This is a genomic window from Laceyella sacchari (genome assembly GCF_024927925.1).
Classification (GTDB): Bacteria; Bacillota; Bacilli; order Thermoactinomycetales; family Thermoactinomycetaceae; genus Laceyella; species Laceyella sacchari.
In genome coordinates, this window is sequence record NZ_CP103866.1 from 288,728 (window position 1) to 301,907 (window position 13,180).

The 13,180-nt window shown below is 48.6% G+C and carries 16 protein-coding genes and 1 riboswitch; of the genes, 13 read left to right on the top strand and 3 right to left on the bottom strand.

Annotated features, from left to right (window positions below; translation table 11 throughout):
- Positions 1-30 precede the first annotated feature (30 nt).
- The gene (gene glmS / locus NYR52_RS01575) at positions 31-1,857 is read left to right on the top strand and encodes a glutamine--fructose-6-phosphate transaminase (isomerizing) (RefSeq protein ID WP_022738688.1); all 1,827 of its coding nucleotides are present in this window, start codon (positions 31-33) and stop codon (positions 1,855-1,857) included.
- A gap of 80 nt (positions 1,858-1,937) precedes the next feature.
- Positions 1,938-2,120 carry an aminoglycoside 6-adenylyltransferase gene (locus NYR52_RS16685; protein WP_375163166.1) on the top strand — a complete coding sequence of 61 codons (183 nt, stop codon included), beginning with the start codon at positions 1,938-1,940 and terminating at the stop codon, positions 2,118-2,120.
- 46 nt (positions 2,121-2,166) lie between these two features.
- On the opposite strand, the gene NYR52_RS01585 is transcribed toward NYR52_RS16685, so the two are convergent.
- The gene (locus tag NYR52_RS01585) at positions 2,167-2,772 is read right to left on the bottom strand and encodes a LysE family translocator (RefSeq protein WP_158283405.1); all 606 of its coding nucleotides are present in this window, start codon (positions 2,770-2,772) and stop codon (positions 2,167-2,169) included.
- 271 nt (positions 2,773-3,043) lie between these two features.
- Positions 3,044-3,232, top strand: a riboswitch (Lysine riboswitch).
- 114 nt (positions 3,233-3,346) lie between these two features.
- Here NYR52_RS01585 and NYR52_RS01590 point away from each other — a divergent pair.
- A complete protein-coding gene (locus NYR52_RS01590) occupies positions 3,347-4,792 on the top strand; it encodes an amino acid permease (protein ID WP_259436156.1) in 1,446 nt (481 codons plus the stop codon).
- A gap of 181 nt (positions 4,793-4,973) precedes the next feature.
- Here the strand turns inward: NYR52_RS01590 and NYR52_RS01595 are convergent, their stop codons facing one another.
- Both NYR52_RS01595 and NYR52_RS01600 read right to left on the bottom strand, forming a co-directional pair.
- A complete protein-coding gene (locus tag NYR52_RS01595) occupies positions 4,974-5,429 on the bottom strand; it encodes a DUF2269 family protein (protein ID WP_259436157.1) in 456 nt (151 codons plus the stop codon).
- A gap of 52 nt (positions 5,430-5,481) precedes the next feature.
- Complete coding sequence (locus tag NYR52_RS01600) at positions 5,482-5,769, bottom strand: antibiotic biosynthesis monooxygenase family protein (RefSeq protein WP_132223499.1); 288 nt, start codon at positions 5,767-5,769, stop codon at positions 5,482-5,484.
- 187 nt (positions 5,770-5,956) lie between these two features.
- On the opposite strand from NYR52_RS01600, the gene acpS reads away from it, so the two are divergent.
- The 10 genes from acpS to sigB all read left to right on the top strand — a co-directional run bounded on the left by acpS (position 5,957) and on the right by sigB (position 12,933).
- Entirely contained in the window at positions 5,957-6,340 is a 384-nt protein-coding gene (gene acpS, locus NYR52_RS01605) for a holo-ACP synthase (RefSeq protein WP_132223502.1), read from the top strand.
- Between the two features lie 195 nt (positions 6,341-6,535).
- Positions 6,536-7,564, top strand: a complete 1,029-nt coding sequence (locus NYR52_RS01610; protein ID WP_259436158.1) for a LolA family protein — start codon at positions 6,536-6,538, stop codon at positions 7,562-7,564.
- A 118-nt stretch (positions 7,565-7,682) separates the two neighbouring features.
- Complete coding sequence (locus tag NYR52_RS01615) at positions 7,683-8,111, top strand: hypothetical protein (protein WP_132223508.1); 429 nt, start codon at positions 7,683-7,685, stop codon at positions 8,109-8,111.
- 4 nt (positions 8,112-8,115) lie between these two features.
- Entirely contained in the window at positions 8,116-9,324 is a 1,209-nt protein-coding gene (gene alr, locus NYR52_RS01620; RefSeq protein WP_259436159.1) for an alanine racemase, read from the top strand.
- A 158-nt stretch (positions 9,325-9,482) separates the two neighbouring features.
- Complete coding sequence (locus tag NYR52_RS01625) at positions 9,483-9,779, top strand: CopG family ribbon-helix-helix protein (RefSeq protein WP_035952874.1); 297 nt, start codon at positions 9,483-9,485, stop codon at positions 9,777-9,779.
- A gap of 5 nt (positions 9,780-9,784) precedes the next feature.
- A complete protein-coding gene (locus NYR52_RS01630) occupies positions 9,785-10,135 on the top strand; it encodes a type II toxin-antitoxin system PemK/MazF family toxin (protein ID WP_022738671.1) in 351 nt (116 codons plus the stop codon).
- Between the two features lie 202 nt (positions 10,136-10,337).
- The gene (locus NYR52_RS01635; RefSeq protein WP_132223514.1) at positions 10,338-11,342 is read left to right on the top strand and encodes a PP2C family protein-serine/threonine phosphatase; all 1,005 of its coding nucleotides are present in this window, start codon (positions 10,338-10,340) and stop codon (positions 11,340-11,342) included.
- A 22-nt stretch (positions 11,343-11,364) separates the two neighbouring features.
- The gene (locus tag NYR52_RS01640) at positions 11,365-11,700 is read left to right on the top strand and encodes an STAS domain-containing protein (protein WP_022738669.1); all 336 of its coding nucleotides are present in this window, start codon (positions 11,365-11,367) and stop codon (positions 11,698-11,700) included.
- A complete protein-coding gene (rsbW, locus tag NYR52_RS01645; protein ID WP_022738667.1) occupies positions 11,697-12,182 on the top strand; it encodes an anti-sigma B factor RsbW in 486 nt (161 codons plus the stop codon). The genes NYR52_RS01640 and rsbW overlap by 4 nt, the downstream gene beginning before the upstream one ends.
- Positions 12,148-12,933: an RNA polymerase sigma factor SigB gene (gene sigB, locus NYR52_RS01650; protein ID WP_022738666.1), complete on the top strand. Its 786-nt coding sequence runs from the start codon at positions 12,148-12,150 to the stop codon at positions 12,931-12,933. Before rsbW ends, sigB begins: the two co-directional genes overlap by 35 nt.
- Positions 12,934-13,180 lie beyond the last annotated feature (247 nt).

Sequence of the window (13,180 nt, forward strand, 5' to 3'; positions counted from 1 at the left end):
AAACCATTCTTTTAGGGGGTACAATTTAATATGTGCGGAATCGTGGGTTACATTGGTGAAAAGCAGGCTCAGTCCATTTTGCTGGAAGGACTCAGCAAGCTTGAGTACCGTGGGTATGACTCTGCAGGGTTGGCCGTATACAATGGCGAGACGATCAAGGTCAATAAAGCCAAAGGCCGCCTCGCCAATCTGGAAGAGCGGTTGGCTGTTGAATCCCTGCCAGGCGTGCTGGGGATCGGACACACACGTTGGGCAACCCATGGAAAGCCATCTGATGAGAACTCGCATCCTCATGTGGACATGGCGGGACGGTTTGCCATTGTTCATAACGGGATTATCGAGAATTACATCGAGCTGAAAGAAGAGCTGATGGCAAAAGGGCATGTTTTCACCTCTGAAACGGACACCGAGGTCGTGGCAAAGCTTTTGGCCGAGCTGTGGGACGGTGACCTCGTCTCCACTGTGCAAAAAGCAGTTGCCCGTTTGGAAGGAGCCTACGCACTTGGCGTAATTAGCGAGTATGAGCCAGATAAGCTGGTTGCGGTTCGCTATGCAAGCCCGCTGGTTGTGGGAGTAGGCGACGGAGAGAATTTCATCGCTTCGGACATTCCGGCGATCTTAAAGCACACCCGTGATGTGTACATCTTGGAAGATGGCGAAATGGCCATCTTGAAACCGGACAGCGTGACGTTGATGCGCGTCGATGGCACGCCGGTTGAGCGGGAAACGATGAAAGTGAACTGGGATATCGCCACGGCGGAAAAAGGCGGCTATGACCACTTCATGATGAAAGAGATCCATGAGCAACCCAAAGCGATTCGCGATACGTTGAGTGGACGGGTAAAAGACGGAGTGGTGGATCTGTCGCAAGAGATCGGCTTGACAAAGGAGCAGATCAAAGATATTGAGAAAATCCACTTTGTCGCTTGTGGTACGGCGTATCATGCGGGATTGGTCGGCAAGACGGTATTGGAAGAATTGGCTCGCATTCCGGTTGAATGTGATGTAGCGTCTGAGTACCGCTACCGCAACCCGATTATCACGGATAAAACTCTGGTGGTAGTGGTGAGCCAGTCTGGTGAGACGGCGGATACGCTGGCAGCGTTGCGTGAGGCTAAAAAACAAGGCGCACGCGTCATTGCGATCACCAATGTGGTTGGTTCCAGCGTGGCTCGTGAAGCCGATGATGTGATCATCACTTGGGCGGGACCAGAGATTGCGGTTGCTTCCACCAAAGCATACACATCGCAATTGATTGCCATCTACTTGTTGGGCCTCTATTTGGCTCAAGTGCGGGGGCCGAAAACGGCGGAGCAATTGAGTGAGATTGTCAACCACTTGATGGCTCTTTCCACACATGCAGAAGATGTGCTTAAGCAAGAAAAGCAGATTGCCCAGTTTGCTCGCAGCATGGCGAAAAATGAGCATCTTTTCTTCTTGGGCCGGGGCTTGGATTATGCCGTAGCGCTGGAAGGTTCGCTCAAGCTGAAGGAGATTTCTTACATTCATTCTGAAGCGTATGCCGCAGGTGAGTTGAAGCACGGTACCTTGGCGTTGATTGAGGAAGGCATTCCGGTGGTGGCACTCGCTACACAACATGCCGTGTATGATAAAATGGTAAGCAACATTCAAGAGGTGAAAGCACGCGGAGCCCATGTACTGGGACTCGCGACAGAAGGGGACAGCGAGTTGCGGAAAACGGTGGATGAAGTGATCCACATCCCCAAAACGATTGACCTCTTGACACCGGTGCTGACAGTGATCCCATTGCAATTGTTCGCCTACTATGCTTGCGTGGAGCGTGGCTACGATGTGGATAAACCACGCAACTTGGCGAAAAGTGTAACGGTCGAATAATAAAAAATGATGAATCAAAAAATCCCTTCAGATATGATTATCTGAAGGGATTTTTTGATGGAGATCGCACATGCTGTGTTATGTTGGCATGTTATGATATCTCCTATTTTGTCACTGGTCTTGACTCATTTAAAGAGAATGATTTTTGGCTGGATGCATTTGGCCATCGCCTGCTTATGAAAAAGCCGGAAGACTTGGCTATCCTTATCCAAGTTATGATGAAGTCATTACCACGAATACAGAGGAAATCTTACATTTTTTAAACTGATTGCGTTGAAAAAGGGGTTCACCTTGAGCGAGTGGGTCGGCTTATTCGTTGAAAATGAAGTGGCTTACACCCCGGATGAGGAAGCTGGCGCCATAGACGGCTAGGAGCAGGCTCGCTCCTCGCATAAAGATTTGCAGAAAGGTGGGTTTGACAAAATGCCGACAATGGCTGACCACAAAGGAGAGCAAGGAGTTCCACAGACAGGAGCCAAGCAGGAGCCAAGCAAAAGCGGAACAGATGAAGTCAATGGATTGTTGACTGATGCTACTGTAGATGCCAAGCCAAGACAACAGATCACTGGGGTTGATCAAGCCAAGACAAAATCCTTTCATCATCGCTGAAACCGGATCTGGAAAGGAAACGGAAAGCAACGAGACGGTCAAGTTGGAACGCAGGCCCAATTGAATGAGGAAAAGCCCACCGATGATGGAGAAGATGGCGCGTACCCATTCATGTACAAGCCAATCTGACACCCCATACAACAGAATGAGCATGAAAAACAGATTGGAAAAAACGTCACCCAATCCTACCAGCCATGACAAATAAAACCCCCGATTCATGCCAAGTTTGATCATTTCCAGGTTGGCTGGTCCGACGGGGGTGGACAAGGCCAAACCCAGCAGCAAAAAATGAAACCAACTTTCCATCAGCGTTTCTCCCATCCGCTTCGCTTGATTAAACTACTACATGGTATGCTTTTACGTGCCGGGACTTGCCTTTATTGAACTAGATGCAAGCTTGATAAGCTTTCATGCCGTTTTTTCACTTGCAGACAAATAAGGCAGACGTTTGGTTGAGATTATTAAATGGTTTTAGTATGTTTTACCTGTATAATTACATTGAAAAATGACAAAGGTTAGCTTATACTCGTTACATATGAACCAGAAATCGAATAGGTAAACCCTCATCGGATCTCTTCGGTGAGGTAGAGGTCGCGGTTTTTATGAGTAGTTGATTGGAGACACAGAGAAGTCGGCGAAAATCAATGAAAGGAAAGACCGCCGAAGCTTCATTGTGTTCTCTGATCAATGAGGCTGGGGCTGTGCTCGAATAGGGGCAGCACTGTCACATTTGCCTGCCAAGCAAATGTGTTGCGCTATCTTGCGGGGATTTGGTGTGGGTATGGTAATATGCCGTCCAAATCAGGTGCATCGTCATTGGGCGGTATTTTTATTATCCTGACCACCTCGCCATACTATAACAGTAGAGAGGTGTTTTTTCATGAGCAGAGGAAAATCGGGTGGCGATTTGAAACGCGACTTAAAAGCCAGGCATCTGATGATGATTGCCATCGGCGGCTCCATCGGGACAGGGGTCTTTTTGGCCAGCGGCTCCGCGATTCAACAAGCGGGCCCTGGAGGGGCGTTGGTCGCATACATGGCCATTGGTATGATGGTGTACTTCTTGATGACCAGCCTGGGGGAGTTGGCCACCTATATGCCAGTCTCCGGCTCCTTCAGCACATATGCCAGCCGTTTTGTTGACCCGGCCTTCGGTTTCGCTTTGGGTTGGAATTATTGGTACAATTGGGCGATCACCATTGCAGTGGAATTGTCGGCAGGCTCGATTATCATGAAATATTGGTTCCCTGATTCGCCTGCCATCTTATGGAGTGCGTTGTTTCTGGCGCTGATGTTCGCCTTGAATGCGTTATCGGTCAAAGGATATGGTGAATCGGAGTATTGGTTTTCCTTCATCAAAGTGGCAACAGTGATCATTTTTATTGTGGTCGGTTTGTTGATGATTGTCGGCATTCTGGGTGGACAAGCCGTCGGCACCAAGAACTGGACGGTGGGAGAGGCACCATTTAGCGGCGGGTTGATGGGGATCATCAGCGTATTTATGATTGCTGGTTTTTCATTCCAAGGGACGGAACTGGTCGGCGTGGCCGCGGGAGAGAGTGAGAACCCAAGCAAAAACGTGCCGCGGGCGATTCGGCAAGTGTTTTGGCGGATCTTGTTGTTCTATGGTTTGGCGATTTTGGTGATTGGCACAATTCTTCCGTATACGCATCCGAACTTAGCCGGTGGAGATGTAGATGCTATCGCCAAAAGTCCGTTCACACTGGTGTTTGAACGCGCTGGTTTCGCCTTTGCCGCTTCCGTGATGAATGCGGTGATATTGACGTCTGTCTTGTCCGCTGGCAACTCGGGGATGTACGCTTCCACAAGAATGTTGTGGATGCTGGCTAAAGAAGGGAAGGCGCCAAAGATTTTTGCCAAACTGACGAAAAATGGCGTGCCGATTTATGCGTTGTTGGCTACGGCGTTGATCGGGGGATTGGCTTTCCTCGCTTCGTTGGTTGGGGAAGGGACGATCTACATTTGGTTGCTGAACGCGTCCGGCATGACCGGTTTTATCGCATGGCTGGGAATTGCGATTAGCCACTACCGTTTCCGCCGTGCCTATGTGCGTCAAGGAAGAGACTTGGCCGACCTGCCATACAAAGCCAAGTGGTTCCCGTTTGGGCCGCTGTTTGCTTTTACCCTCTGCTTGATCGTGATTGTGGGACAAAACTACCAAGCATTGTTGGGACAAACGATTGACTGGTATGGGCTGTTGGTTTCATATATCGGTATTCCTGTGTTCTTGGCCTTTTATCTCGGTTATAAATGGACGAAGAAAACCAAGCTCATCCCATTGGATAAATGCGAGTTGGATGATTGATTAGACAAGCTGCACACGACAAGATAATAATAACAACCCCGGTGCGAACGAAGTGTTCCGCTGGGGTTTTTTTGTAAGCGGACTAGATGGCAATGGAGAGCGACGCAAGAAGGACGTCTGCCCTGTTTGTAGCGGCAAATAAAAAGCTTCATGACCAAATAGCCATGAAGCTTTTGCTTGTTTATGCCAATTTGACGGTGGCGAAGAAGATCAGTACCGCCATCAGCAATAGTGATATATAAAGCAACATGATGTATCGCTTGATGATAGACTCCGCTTTTGCGCTCTCGATGCCGCTGGTTTGCACTTGATTCAGCGCCTTGCGGCCGTAAATGACGACAAACAAGATGAACAAAAGGACAACCACGCTGCCGAGACGCTCTTTGACGATCAGCCACAGCGGCATCTCACCGTCCACTTGCATCATCATGTATATACCCGTGATCAGGGCCAACACCGCAAGGGGCATAAACATGCCCATATTCCAGCGTTGGGCGCGATTTAATGCGCGCGACATGGTGTCGAGATTGTTGGAGCGTGTCGCGTCGCGCAGCACCATGGCCATCATGCTGATGCCGCCAAACCAAGTGGCGACGAACAGCACATGCAAAAATTTAACAACTAATCCTGTAGTCATGAAGAAAGTCACTCCTTGTAAATCATTGGGTATTGAATGAGTGCGAGTAAGGTTATGTCATCCTTACATAATAGCTACTCAAATCAGGCCCGTCGGCATCACCGGTACGCCCGCCGTGAGCGCGCTTAAAGTGATCGCTTTCCACCCATGCACGAAAATCTTCTTTTGATTTGAAAACGGTTTCCACAAGGATATGGGAACCATCTTCCGCCTCCAACAAACGAAATGAGACAAAACCGGGAACTCTGCTCATCGATTCGGTTGCGTTGCTGAAACGTTCCCGCAACATCGCCAGATGATCGGGGGATGTGATGTTGATGCGGTTATTCACCTGATACATAGAGAAGCCTCCTCATCAAACTATATTCTTTATCTACTATACCATTAATTTACCGATTGGAAGATAGTAAAAAAACGGATTTCAACTTCACAGAGCGGTTGGTGATCCCTTTTTCGTTGTGTTATGCTCTTTTTGATAATCAGCGGGCTATTTTTTGTGGGCTTGCTCTATTTGAGAGGTGAAGCAAGTGATTTGGGGGATTGGAACCGATATCGTCGAGTTGGAACGCATTAAGCGACTGGGTTGTGAACGACTGGCCAGTCGGATCTTGACTGCGGAGGAATGGGTGAGAATGCCTGAACAGCCTCGTCGCTGTTTGGAATACGTTGCGGGGCGGTTTGCCGCCAAAGAAGCGATTTCCAAAGCATTGGGAACAGGGATCGGCCGTGCTTGTTCGTTTCAGGATATTGACGTGTTGAATGATGGACAAGGGAAGCCATGTGTTATTTTAGCGGAGGCGGTGGTTCAGCGTTTATTCCCGGAAGGGGCAGCCACTGTGCATTTATCTATTTCGCACAGTGCACATTACGCGTTAGCAATGGCTGTGGTCGAGCGGGTGGATAAAGCATAACTGCCCTTAGGGGGACATACATATATAACGCGGTTAGGAGGGACAAACAGCCGCGGGAGAATGTTACCGAGAGGGCGGGAATGCTGTCTTCACTTTGTCGATCCAGATATAAGTTGCAATGTGTAGCTTCTTCCAGAAAAACGATCCCCTGCTAACCGACACATTTCCCGGGAAATTGACGAAAGGGAGGATCTTATGTGTCGGAAAGTCTGGCTCAGTCTGATAGTCATTGCATTGGCATTGAGTATGGCCGGATGCGGCGTCAAAGACGCTAAGGAAGTCGTGAGCGACTTATCCAAGCGTTCGGAAGAGATGGAGTCTTATATTAGCCACGGGAAAATGACGATCCGCTCTGGCAAAGAACCGCAAGTGTACGATATAGAGGTGTGGTACAAAAAACCGCATTTTTTCCGCGTGGCGATCAAAAACATGAAAAAAGGGATTACCCAGATCTTGTTGCGCAATGAAGAAGGGGTGTATGTGCTGACACCGCACCTCAAAAAGAGTTTCCGGTTCCAAAGTGACTGGCCTTATTCAGGTGGGCAAGTTTATCTTTATCAAACAGTCATTCAAAGCATTATCGATGACAATGAGCGCACTTTTCGCGCCGGAAAAAAACAATACCAATTTGAAGTGGTTGCCAAATATCCTTTTAACCAACATGCAAACAAGCAGCGGATCTGGTTGGATCACAAGTTGAACCCCCACAAAGTGGCGGTGTTGAGCGAATCGAACGAAGAGTTGATCAAGGTGGAGTTTGACCGGTTTAAAGAAGGCGCATCCTTTGACAAAGACGCGTTTGACATGAAACGCAACTTGGAGGAATTACCTCAGGATTCCAAAACTTCGCTGGAGGCGATGGCTAAACCCTCTGCCAAACAAAAAGAGATCGAAGCCGTACTACCTGAATACATTCCCCAGGGAACTCGCCTGCAAAGCGAGCGAACCATTCAAACACCGCAAGGGCCGGTAGTGGTGATGCGTTTCAAAGGCGACAAATCATTCACGCTGACTGAGCGGCATCCACAAGCATTGGAAGCAGGATTACCTCTGATGGGCAAACCGGTCGAATTGGCGGAGACCGTGGGCGTGTTATTGGAGATGGGAGAACGGAAGCGGCTCACATGGACGGAAGGCGGCGTCGATTATGAATTAATTGGCAATCTGTCTGTGGATGAGCTCGTGCAAATCGCAAACTCTACGTACAATCAGTCATCCAAATAATGAAACAAATGGACTGCCGCCTGGAGGTCGTCCATTTTTTTGTCCGTATATCTGCCGAATCTCTGGTATAATACAGATTAGTTGTGGAAATGACTTGCTAAAAGGATGAGGTTAAAGGATGGCGAAACAGGCACTGATCGTGGAGAAATCCAAGTACCCAACGTTGCTGTACAGGAAAAACGGCGTGCTCAAATTGCTGGAGTCGGGATTTTTTGCAATCGGCTTGTTGCTCGTGTTAAGCGTTTTTCCGTTTCGGAGTCCGGGGTTTGTTGTGGGGATGGTTCTTTCGGCGGTGTTTGCGATGCTCATCGTGCCCATTTTGTACTTGATATGGGCGAAACCAAGCTATGAACTGTACCAAGACCGTTTGCTGGCCAAAGTGGGAACCAAAGAGGAAACTATTTGGCTCCATGAGATAGAAAAAGAGTATGATTTGCCGTATATAATCAGAGTCAAAGGGAAACGATTTCCTTTGTTGGTCAGTGATGCCTTTTTAAAAGAACTCAATGTCCAGTTGGAAGTGGTGCGACGTGGTTGGAAAAGGTGATAGGATGATTCATGGTCGGGATACATGGATTGAAGTGGATCTTGATGCCATCATGCACAATATTAAAGAGTTTCGGCGCTACCTGCCACAGCGCACCCGAGTGATGGCCGTTGTTAAAGCCGATGGTTATGGCCATGGTGCTGTCCCGGTTGCTCGTGCGGCGCTGGAAGCGGGTGCGAGCCATTTGGCGGTTGCGTTTGTCGATGAAGGAGTGGAACTTCGTCAGGCAGGCATTGACGCCCCGATTTTGGTGTTGGGATACACGCCCCCACATGCCGTCGGCTACGCCTTGCGAAATGGGTTGACGCTAACTGTTTACCGCTCCGAAATATTAGAAGCGGTGGAACAGGAAGCGGTTCGCTTGGGAGTGACGGCGCGGGTGCATGTCAAAGTGGATACCGGAATGGGCCGATTGGGAGTGTTGCCTGAGGAAGTTTCCCCCCTTCTGGCGCAAGTGGAGGGCCTTGACCATGTGGAAGTGGAAGGCATCTTCACCCACTATGCCACGGCAGATGAAGAAGAGGATGATTATGCACGTTTTCAATTGCAGCGCTTCACCGATGTCGTCAACCAAGTGCGGAAGCGGTACAACATTCCGCTGGTGCACATCGCCAACAGCGCAGGCGCGATCCAATTGCCTGAGGGCGCATTTGATATGGTACGGATCGGCATCAGCATGTATGGCTTTTATCCGTCCGCGGAGGTGAAGCGGGATACGGTAAATTTGCGGCAGGCGCTGTCGCTCAAATGCCGTGTCGCCCATGTGAAAAAACCACCGCGGGGCACGGGCGTGAGCTATGGAAAAACGTACACCGTTTCGGGTCAAGAATGGATCGCTGTTTTGCCCGTTGGTTATGCGGATGGCATCAACCGCCATCTTTCCAATGCGGGTCACGTGCTGGTAAAGGGAAAGCGTGTGCCAATCGTCGGTAGAATTTGCATGGACCAGTTGATGATCCAGGTGACAGACGTGATGCCTGTACAAGTGGGAGATGAAGTGGTCATCTACGGCCAACAAGGCGGGGAGCGAATTACCGTGGATGAAGTGGCGAGTTTTTTGAAGACGATCTCATATGAAGTGGTTTGTGCCTTGAGTCATCGATTGCCCCGTTTTTATATAAAAAACGGAGAGATTGTTGACTTTATAAACCGTTTGCAATACAATCCACCAAGACAGTGGGACAATCAACTGGACAAGGATGAACAATTTTAGTATTACAATTGAAAGGGAAGGAATTTAAACGGACGGCACGAATACATTTAACTATGCCTGTTGAATCCTTCTCTATCGCGCTTATATAGCTTATAAATAAGTATATTTTTGCAACATCCACGACATAATGGTAGTATTGATGGGAAATGCTTACGGTGATGATTGGTTGGGGGTGCTTCATTTTGTCCGGAACAAAGAGAATTATGATCAGCCTGCCAACAAATTTGCTTCAAGAAGTAGATGGTATGGTGGCGAGGGATAATTCCAATCGCAGCGAATTTATTCGTCAGGCGATGAAAATGTATCTCCAAGAGCGGAAAAAACGTCTCATCCGCGAAATGATGCAAAGAGGCTATATGGAAATGGCTCGCATCAATCTCAACATCGCTTCTGAAGCATTTGTAGCGGAAGAAGAGGCTGAAGATACTTTGGATCGATTAGTTAGCGGGGTGTAATTGATTTGATTGTCAAGCGTGGCGATGTCTATTTCGCAGATCTTTCCCCTGTGGTCGGATCCGAACAGGGTGGGGTTCGACCTGTCTTAGTGATACAAAATGATATTGGGAACCGATTTAGCCCCACCGTTATCGTCGCCGCGATTACAGCCCAAATCCAAAAAGCCAAGTTACCTACGCATGTAGAAATCGATGCCAAAGCGTACGGATTTGATCGTGACTCGGTCATTTTGCTCGAACAAATTCGGACCATCGATAAACAGAGATTGACAGATAAAATCACCCATCTTGATGATGAGATGATGAGCCGAGTCAATGAAGCGTTGATGATTAGCTTGGGAATGATTGATTTTTAATGGAGATTGAGAATGGTGAATGGGCCATTCTCTTTTTTTGTTGAACTTGTTTAATTCTGTTCCCTTCTGTGATATTTTAAATTTAAAATGTAAAATGAGGATGGCCTTTCTATGCCTTCCTCATAGAAAGGCGATATGTTGCCGTATTGCTTTCGAATATTGGAGCAATTTAAGCGCAGGCTCCAGCAAGGAGAACTAACACATGGATATTCATCTGAAAAAACTATATGAGAAGCTGCTCGCTTCCTATATGACCGAGCCTAAGGAGGACCATCTTTACAGCGCGCAACAGCTAAGCAAATGGTTCATAGAAAAACGCGTTTCGCCGGAAGAAGTAATCAATGTCCATATCGGATCGGTCAAGCGAATGGTACCGGAGCTGCCTAAAGAAGTGAAAGCTACGTTGGAGATGCTGTTGGAAGTCATGGTGGGGTACGGTGTCGCTTATCAGGAACGGGAACAGCTGATGAGCCGGCAACGCGAGTTGGAAGATGAGATCGAAGTTGCAGCGGGTCTGCAACAAACGCTGCTGCCTGAGTCCACCCCTTCGCTTCCTGGTGTGGACATTGGGGTGATTAGTGTGGCGTCCAAGCAGATGAGCGGAGATTATTACAATTTTGTCGACCATGGGATGCAGCAGTTGGGAGTGGGCATTGCCGATATTGTCGGAAAAGGGATTCCCGCGGCTTTGTGTATGTCGATGATTAAGTACACAATGGACCGGTTGGATGCCAAATCTCTTTCCCCGGGGGAGATTTTGCGCGACTTAAACACAATTGTGGAACGCAATGTTTTGCCAAGCATGTTTATCACGATGATCTACGGGGTATATGATTCGTTGAACCACCAGTTTCGTTATGCAACGGCTGGTCATGAGCCCGGGCTGATTTATTCCGCCGGGGAAGATTGCTTCACCAGTTTGGAGACCAAAGGAATGGTTTTGGGTGTGTTGCGGGACAATGAATATCCCGAGTACGTGGCCGACTTGGAGCCGAACGATGCGATTATCCTGTTCACCGACGGAGTGACGGAGGCAAGGGTCGACGGCAAGTTCATCGAAAGGGAAACGATCAAAAGCATGATTCGTGATCATATACACCTGCCCGCCCAACAAGCGGTGGAAGCTATTCATCAGAAATTATACGAAATGACTAACTATATAATGAGAGACGATCAAACCATTTTGATGATCAAGCGCGTCGGCTGATCGAGGCAGGAGGGGAAGAACAATGAATTTAAGCGTTCAAGAGAAAATAGAGAACGAAAAAGAGATCACCTATGTGGTTTCAGGGGAAATTGATGTGTATACCGCGCCCAAACTACGGGAAAAACTGTTACCGCGCTGTCAAGGCGGAACCACGATTACGATCGACTTTACTGATGTGGAATATATCGATAGCACGGGTCTAAGTGTGTTGATCGGTGCATATAAGGCGCAGGGTCAAACGGGTGGCAAACTGATTTTGAAAGGCATGAACGCGCGGCTGCAACGCATTTTCCGCATCACCAACCTGAACGTAATTATGCTCAATGAAGAAAAAGTGCAGGAGGATGGCCGACAATGAGTGGTAAACCCTTAGATTTGGTGAATTTGACAATTCCTGCGAAGCCGGACTATGTGGGTATAGCCCGGTTGGCTGTCTCTGGAATTGCCAATCGCATGGGTTTCTCATATGACGATATCGAAGATCTGAAATTGGCAGTTTCCGAAGCGTGTACCAATGCCGTGGATCATGCTTATTGCGGCGGCGATGGAGAGATCGAGGTCAGTTGCAATATTTTCTCCAACCGGTTGGAAATCGAAGTGGTTGACCGTGGAAACAGCTTTAATATCGAAGAGATTGAAAAGCGTACTGGGCCGATCGAAGTCGGGCCGACCATGAACGCGCTTCGCGAAAGAGGGTTGGGCGTCTTTCTGATGCGATCTTTGATGGATCATGTGGATATCAAAGGGGACAATGGCGTAATTGTGACGATGACCAAGTATATCCGAAAGGGCGTGGTGGAGTCACATGTCGAGTCGTCCACATCCTTCACTAACCGATGAACAGGTGTACAACCTGATAGCAAGATTCCAAGAGGATGGGGATGCAGAAGCTCAAGCGATTTTAGTCGCGCATTACCGTGATCTAGTGGAAACATTGGCCTTTAAGTTCGCCCATGGATCAGAGCCGTATGAAGATCTCGTTCAGGTTGGGATGATCGGGCTGATCGCTTCATTGAAGCGTTTTGATTCCGATTATGGCCGGAGTTTTGAAAGCTTTGCCGTGCCGACGATCGTGGGTGAAATCAAGCGCCATATCCGGGACAAGACATGGAGTGTGCATGTTCCACGGCGCATCAAGGAGTTGGGGCCGCGCATCAAGGCGGCGGTCGAAGAATTAACGACACAATTGCAACGTTCCCCCCGGGTGCAGGAGATTGCGGAATATCTCGGCGTCTCAGAAGAAGAGGTGTTGGAGACGATGGAGATGGGGCGGAGTTATAACGCCGTTTCCGTCGATAGCCCGATTGAAGCCGCCAATGATGGCAGCCAAATCACCCTGCTTGATCTGGTGGGTACAGAAGATGGCGGATATGAACAAATTGACCGCAAGATGTTGTTGGACAAAATCTTTGCTGTGCTGACTGAAAGGGAACAAGAGATCCTGCGTCTCACCTTTTTTGAGAATCTCAGCCAAAAACAGGTGGGGGATCAACTGGGAATTTCCCAAATGCATGTTTCGCGCCTGCAACGAAGGGCGTTGGCGAAGTTGCGGCAAGCGATTCGCATGGAGCCGTCGGAAGTGATTGGATAATAAGGGATAGGTGTGTCGGATCGTGAGCTTCAGGCGATTCGGCACACCTTTTGTTTTATTTGCCAGGGTGTGTCTGGTGAACCAAGTTCGTAGGGAAGAAGCGATGGAGAGCCCTTTCTCGTGGAGAGTCAGGCAACGCGGGAAGCGAATGAGAAAAGGGGTTTGAAGCCACCACGCTCTAGCCAAACGAACAGAGTAAATGTCAAACCTTTCACATAAAATTCTCCGTCACAGTGCCAGAATTTCG

Bases quoted from the DNA above. Each gene is read 5' to 3' on its own strand.
- NYR52_RS01635 (WP_132223514.1), top strand. From the start codon at position 10,338: ATGGATATTCATCTGAAAAAACTATATGAGAAGCTGCTCGCTTCCTAT.
- glmS (WP_022738688.1), top strand. From the start codon at position 31: ATGTGCGGAATCGTGGGTTACATTGGTGAAAAGCAGGCTCAGTCCATT.
- NYR52_RS01590 (WP_259436156.1), top strand. From the start codon at position 3,347: ATGAGCAGAGGAAAATCGGGTGGCGATTTGAAACGCGACTTAAAAGCC.
- NYR52_RS01585 (WP_158283405.1), bottom strand. From the start codon at position 2,772: ATGGAAAGTTGGTTTCATTTTTTGCTGCTGGGTTTGGCCTTGTCCACC.
- sigB (WP_022738666.1), top strand. From the start codon at position 12,148: ATGTCGAGTCGTCCACATCCTTCACTAACCGATGAACAGGTGTACAAC.
- alr (WP_259436159.1), top strand. From the start codon at position 8,116: ATGATTCATGGTCGGGATACATGGATTGAAGTGGATCTTGATGCCATC.
- NYR52_RS01625 (WP_035952874.1), top strand. From the start codon at position 9,483: ATGATTGGTTGGGGGTGCTTCATTTTGTCCGGAACAAAGAGAATTATG.
- NYR52_RS01595 (WP_259436157.1), bottom strand. From the start codon at position 5,429: ATGACTACAGGATTAGTTGTTAAATTTTTGCATGTGCTGTTCGTCGCC.
- NYR52_RS01640 (WP_022738669.1), top strand. From the start codon at position 11,365: ATGAATTTAAGCGTTCAAGAGAAAATAGAGAACGAAAAAGAGATCACC.
- NYR52_RS01615 (WP_132223508.1), top strand. From the start codon at position 7,683: ATGGCGAAACAGGCACTGATCGTGGAGAAATCCAAGTACCCAACGTTG.
- NYR52_RS01600 (WP_132223499.1), bottom strand. From the start codon at position 5,769: ATGTATCAGGTGAATAACCGCATCAACATCACATCCCCCGATCATCTG.
- NYR52_RS16685 (WP_375163166.1), top strand. From the start codon at position 1,938: ATGTTGGCATGTTATGATATCTCCTATTTTGTCACTGGTCTTGACTCA.
- NYR52_RS01610 (WP_259436158.1), top strand. From the start codon at position 6,536: ATGTGTCGGAAAGTCTGGCTCAGTCTGATAGTCATTGCATTGGCATTG.
- rsbW (WP_022738667.1), top strand. From the start codon at position 11,697: ATGAGTGGTAAACCCTTAGATTTGGTGAATTTGACAATTCCTGCGAAG.